The sequence below is a fragment of the Actinoplanes sp. ATCC 53533 genome (assembly GCF_003947245.1).
In genome coordinates this window covers 1-4,860 of record NZ_QHHV01000390.1, presented here as the reverse complement: position 1 = coordinate 4,860, position 4,860 = coordinate 1, and the positions used below count along the sequence as shown (strand labels likewise).

The window sequence follows — 4,860 nt, the reverse complement described above, 5'->3', positions numbered from 1 at the left end:
CCGGCGATCTGCACCGAGGCGACGACCATCTCACCGATCCCACGGGTGAGCAGCCTGCTGAACGTCTCCATCGAGAAGGTCGCGTCCAGCGGCAACGTCCGGTACGACTGCAGGAACCCGCGCAATATCAGTTGGTGGCCCTCGCTGGCGAACAGCAGAGTCGCCGCGATCAGGTTGTAGAAGCGCCCGAAGACCGAGCTCTGGTTCTGCGAGAGCGGGTCGTACGCGGTGGCCAGGGTGAAGCCGCCGAAGACGTCCAGCAGGTCACCGGCCGCCTGCACCGCGGCGAAGAAGAGGTAGGTGATGAAGCCCAGCGCCGCGCCGATGAAGACCTGCATGATCGCGCTGACGATGAGCGCCGAGGTCTGCAGCGAGGGCACGGACGCGGTCAGGTGTGGCGCCATCGGCAGGGCCAGCCCGATCGAGAGCAGCACCTTGACCTGCGATGGGATCAGCCGCGAGTTGAACGGGGGGCAGAGCATCAGCCACGCGCCGGCCCGGGCCGCCCCCAGCATGATGGCGACCAGCTCGGAGGTGGCGAGGTCGAAGTTCACGGGCTGCTCACTGGTACGAACCCACCAGCGCCGTGATGATCAGCCCCCACCCGTTGACCAGCACGAAGAGCAGCAGCTTGAACGGCATCGCCACGGTCACCGGTGGCAGCATCATCATGCCCAGCGACATCAGCGACGCGGAGACGACCATGTCGATGATGAGGAACGGGATGAAGATGACGAAGCCGATGATGAAGGCCGCCCGCAGCTCGGACAGGACGAACGACGGGATCAGCGTGGTGAGCTCCACGTCGGCGGCGCTCGCGGGCTTCTGCTGCCCGGAGACCTTGATCAGCAGGGCCAGCTCATCCTCGCGGGTGCTCTTGAGCATGAACGCGCGCAGCGGCTCGATGCCGTCCTTGAACGCCTGCGACTGGGTCTTGTCGCCGGCCAGGTAGGGCTGCACGCCCACCTCGTTCACCTGCGACACCACCGGGCTCATGATGAACAGGCTGATGAACAGCGCCAGCCCGGCCAGGACCTGGTTGGGTGGCATGCTGGTCAGCCCGAGCGCGTTGCGGGTGATGCCGAGGACCATGAAGACCTTGGTGAAGCAGGTGCAGAGCAGCAGCACCGCCGGGGCGACCGAGAGCAGGGTCAGGCCCAGCACGATCACCAGCGAGGAGGCCGGCTTGCTGCCGTCGGGATTCGTACCGTTGATGTTGAAGTTGATGCTGCCGCCGCCGCTCGTGGTGACCGTCGGCGCGACCGGGGCGGTCGGTCCCGGCGCCCGGGGCAGCTCGTAGCCGACGGTGGTCCCGGTCGCCGGCGATCCCGGCTGGGAGATCGGGTGCGGTATCGGCTGGGGCGGCGCGGCCTGCGCCGCGGCGGCCGGCACCAGCGCGCTCAGCGCGAAGAGCAGGATCAGCAGGGTACGGCGCCACATGTCAGCGCCTCGTCGTCCGGTCGCGCAGGAAGTCCAGCGTCGAGCCCCACGTCCGCGGTGACAGCAGCGAGCCGTCCAGCTTGCCGCCGTGATGCGGCAGCACGGTCGCGTGCACCGCCGGGAGCGCTCCGGTGGTCTCGCCCGCGGGGTCGTGCCCTCCATGCGGCTCGTGCCTCCCGTGCGGCTCGTGCCCGAACGCGTCCAGGTCGGTCTCGCCCAGCAGGCTCACCTGGGTGTCGGTGACGCCGAGGATCAGCGCCCGGTCCGCCACCTGGACGACCGCGACCGACGAGCCCCGGCTCAGCGACTGCCGGTTGAGCACCGAGAGATTGCCCGACCCGCGCCTGCCGATGCCCCCGCGCCGCGCCACCTTGGCCAGACCCCACAGCAGGCCGAAGACGACCAGCAGCGAGAAGCCGATCCGCAGCACGAGCTCGAACAAGGGTTACTCCCGTTCGCTGCCGGGAGCGACGATCTCGGTGATCCGGATGCCGAAGTTCTCGTCGATGACGACCACCTCGCCGCGGGCGATCAGCCGCCCGTTGACCAGCAGATCGGCCGGGCTGCCGGCGGCCCGGTCCAGCTCCACGATCGCCCCCGGGATCAGCGAGAGCAGTTCCCGCACGCTCATCCGGGTGCGGCCCAGCTCGGCCGAGACCTCCATCTCGACGTCGTGCAGCATATCCAGCCCGCCGCGCAGGGGTGCGGCACCCTCGCTGCGCCGGGCCACGCCGCCGGGCGCCGCATCGGACGGCCACGGCGTCAGCGCCAGGGCGACCACCGCCCGGATCTCACCGCCGTCCAGCAACGGCACGGCGATGGCCTGGTTCTTGGCGGCGATCGCGCTCAGCGCCACGCCGGACTCCATGAGCTGTCCCGGGTCGAGCACCACCGGGCCGAACGCGCGGGCCGCGGCCTCCAGCGCCGGCCGGATGGCCGCGGTCAGGTCCAACTCGCCGAGCGGGCTCTGCTTCAGCGCGTCGGCCAGGTCCTGCCCGACCACCACGACGACCTCACCGGCGGCCGCCCCGCTGAACTTGGCGGTGACGGCCTGTCCGGTGGTCAGCATGTCAGGGCTCGCGGCCACCGGCGCGCCGACCTGCAGCTCCCGGCTCGTCGGCAGCACGGCCAGGGCCGACTCGGCGGCGGTCCGGACCAGCGCGAGCTGGGGATCGGTGATCGTGGGCGCGGTCATCAGCGCTTTTCCTCCTTGGGCGACGGCACGACGAGGCAGGCGAGCCGGGCACCCTGGTTACCGGGAACTGCGTGTGCAAAAACGGTCTCGTTGACGGTGACCTCGAGCGGCACGCTGGTCGGGTGGGCCAGCGGCACGACATCGCCGGGTCGTAGATCCACGATGTCATCGGTACGCATGCGAATGGGGTGGAATCGGACAGCTACGTCAATCGGCGCCGCGGAAAGTGCGGTCGTGAGGCTCCGCTTCGAGGTGTCGCGCAGGATCCGCTCGGCCGCCGTGAGCTCGATGGTCTCCTGCTTCTCCAGCACCGGCAGGATCGTGCTGAAGGGCAGGCAGATGCTGGCCATGCACTCCTCGGTGCCGATCTTCGTCTCGAACGAGGCGATCACCACGGCGTCGCCGGGCTGGTGCGCGCGCAGGAACTGGGCGTTGTACTCGATCTCCTTGAGCTTCGGGGAGATGTCGACCAGTTGCTCGAAGCCGTACCGCAGCTCGCCGAGCATGCGTTCCAGCAGGCCGCGCAGCAGCGGCATCTCGACGTCGGTGAGCGGGCGCTCCGGCTGGGCGCCGCCCGGGCCGCCGAGCATGTGATCGATAGCGGCCATCACCGCGGCGGTGGAGATCTCCACCAGCACCGTGCCGGGCAGCGGGTCGATGGACACGACCGCGATCACGGTGGGGTTGGCCAGCGAGCTGACGTACTCGTCGTAGTTCAGCTGTTCGATCGAGACCAGCGAGACGCTGCTGACCACGCGCAGCCGGGTGGTGAACAACGTGCCACAGCTGCGGGCGTACGTCTCGAAGGCGATCTGCAGGGTCCGGATGTGCTCACGGGAGAGTTTGATCGGCTTGCGGAAGTCGTACGTCGTCGGCCCGGTATTGCCGCGCCGGGACATCTTGCCGGAGGGACGGGTCGAAGACGTGGTCACGTCGTCCTCATCGGCTCGGTTGTGGAACCGCTGAGCCGCAGCGCGTGCTTTGTGCCCGGCTACGCGAAATGGGCAGGTCCGCCCCCGGCGGACCTGCCCATCCCCGGGGTCACTGAGTGACGAAGGAGGTGAAGTAGATGCCCATCACGAGGTGCTTGTCCTCGACGTTGTAGGCCTTCTCGATCTTTTCGAGCAGCTCGTCCTTGGCCTTGAGGCGGCCCTTCTCGGTCTCCAGTTCGGCGATCTCCATGCCGGTGTACTGGTCGATCGCCAGGTCGATCGCCTCGGCGGTGTCGAACTCCTCCTCGCCCGCCTCCTCGGTCATCTGCAGGGCGAAGCCGAGCTTGAGGTAGTGCGCGTCGGCGAGGTTGATGGTCATCGTCTCCTCGATCGCCACGACCGCGCCCTTGACCGGCGCGGCCTCGGCCGCGTCGCCCTTGAGGAAGAAGAACCATGCCCCCGCGCCACCGCCGCCGAGCAGCACGACGGCGAGCACCACGATCATCAGCATCTTCTTGGACTTCTTCGGCGACTCCGTCGCAGCGTCCTTGTCGTCCTTGCTCATCGGAACTCCTCCTGTCGTGATCAGTCGTGCGTGGTGGTCGTGGACTCGCTGGTTGATTCGGTTGCGCCGGCCTCGGCCTTAGCCTCGGCGGCGGCCTGCTTGGTGGTAGTTCCGATGTGAAGTTTCGCGTCGCTGCCCGCGGCGGCCGGCAGCAGCACAGCCTGCTCGGCTTTGAGCGTGGTGAGCACGACGACGTCCACCCGGCGGTTCATGGTCACCGCACGAGGGTCCTTCGGGTCGATCAGCGGTTTGGTGTCGGAGAAGCCCACCGCGCTCATCCGGTTCTTGGGCAGACCGTGGCCGATCAGGTAGCGAACGGTGGTGGACGCCCGCGCCGCGGACAGTTCCCAGCCGCTCGGGTAGTACGTGGTGCTGGCCTTGAGCTGGTTGGTGTTGCCGTCCACCTCGATGTTGTTCGGCAGCTTGGCCAGCGTGGGCGCGATGGCGTCGAGGATCTTCCTGCCGCCGGGCCGCAGTCCGGCCCGGTTGCCGGCGAAGACGACCTCGTTGGTGACCACGGTGATCACCAGTCCGCGCTCGTTGATGGTGAACCTGACCTGGTTGAGCAGCTTGGCGGCCTCGAGCGCGTCGGCGATCTTCCGCTCGATCTCCTTGAGGTTCTCCGCCTCCTTGGTGGCAGCCTTGGCGTTCGCCGACGCCTCCTTGCGGCTGGCCGCCAGCAGCGCCCGCTGCACCGCTTCCTTCTGCTCCTTGGTCAGGCCGTCCGT

7 protein-coding genes are annotated in these 4,860 nt (G+C 68.5%); all 7 read right to left on the bottom strand.

The window, feature by feature from the left end; translation table 11 throughout:
• On the bottom strand, positions 1-554 hold a 554-nt coding region (locus DMB66_RS57985; protein WP_148112920.1), incomplete at its 3' end, for a flagellar biosynthetic protein FliR.
• Positions 555-561: 7 nt separating this feature from the next.
• Positions 562-1,440 carry a flagellar type III secretion system pore protein FliP gene (gene fliP / locus DMB66_RS57980; protein ID WP_125812487.1) on the bottom strand — a complete coding sequence of 293 codons (879 nt, stop codon included), beginning with the start codon at positions 1,438-1,440 and terminating at the stop codon, positions 562-564.
• A gap of 1 nt (position 1,441) precedes the next feature.
• A complete protein-coding gene (gene fliO / locus DMB66_RS57975; RefSeq protein WP_125812486.1) occupies positions 1,442-1,882 on the bottom strand; it encodes a flagellar biosynthetic protein FliO in 441 nt (146 codons plus the stop codon).
• Between the two features lie 3 nt (positions 1,883-1,885).
• Entirely contained in the window at positions 1,886-2,635 is a 750-nt protein-coding gene (gene fliN, locus DMB66_RS57970) for a flagellar motor switch protein FliN (protein ID WP_125812485.1), read from the bottom strand.
• Complete coding sequence (locus DMB66_RS57965; protein WP_233625584.1) at positions 2,635-3,567, bottom strand: flagellar motor switch protein FliM; 933 nt, start codon at positions 3,565-3,567, stop codon at positions 2,635-2,637. The genes fliN and DMB66_RS57965 overlap by 1 nt, the downstream gene beginning before the upstream one ends.
• 109 nt (positions 3,568-3,676) lie before the next feature.
• Complete coding sequence (gene fliL / locus DMB66_RS57960; RefSeq protein WP_125812484.1) at positions 3,677-4,132, bottom strand: flagellar basal body-associated protein FliL; 456 nt, start codon at positions 4,130-4,132, stop codon at positions 3,677-3,679.
• 20 nt (positions 4,133-4,152) lie between these two features.
• Positions 4,153-4,860, bottom strand: a 708-nt coding sequence (locus DMB66_RS57955) for an OmpA family protein (RefSeq protein ID WP_125812483.1), incomplete at its 5' end; no start/stop codon positions are given.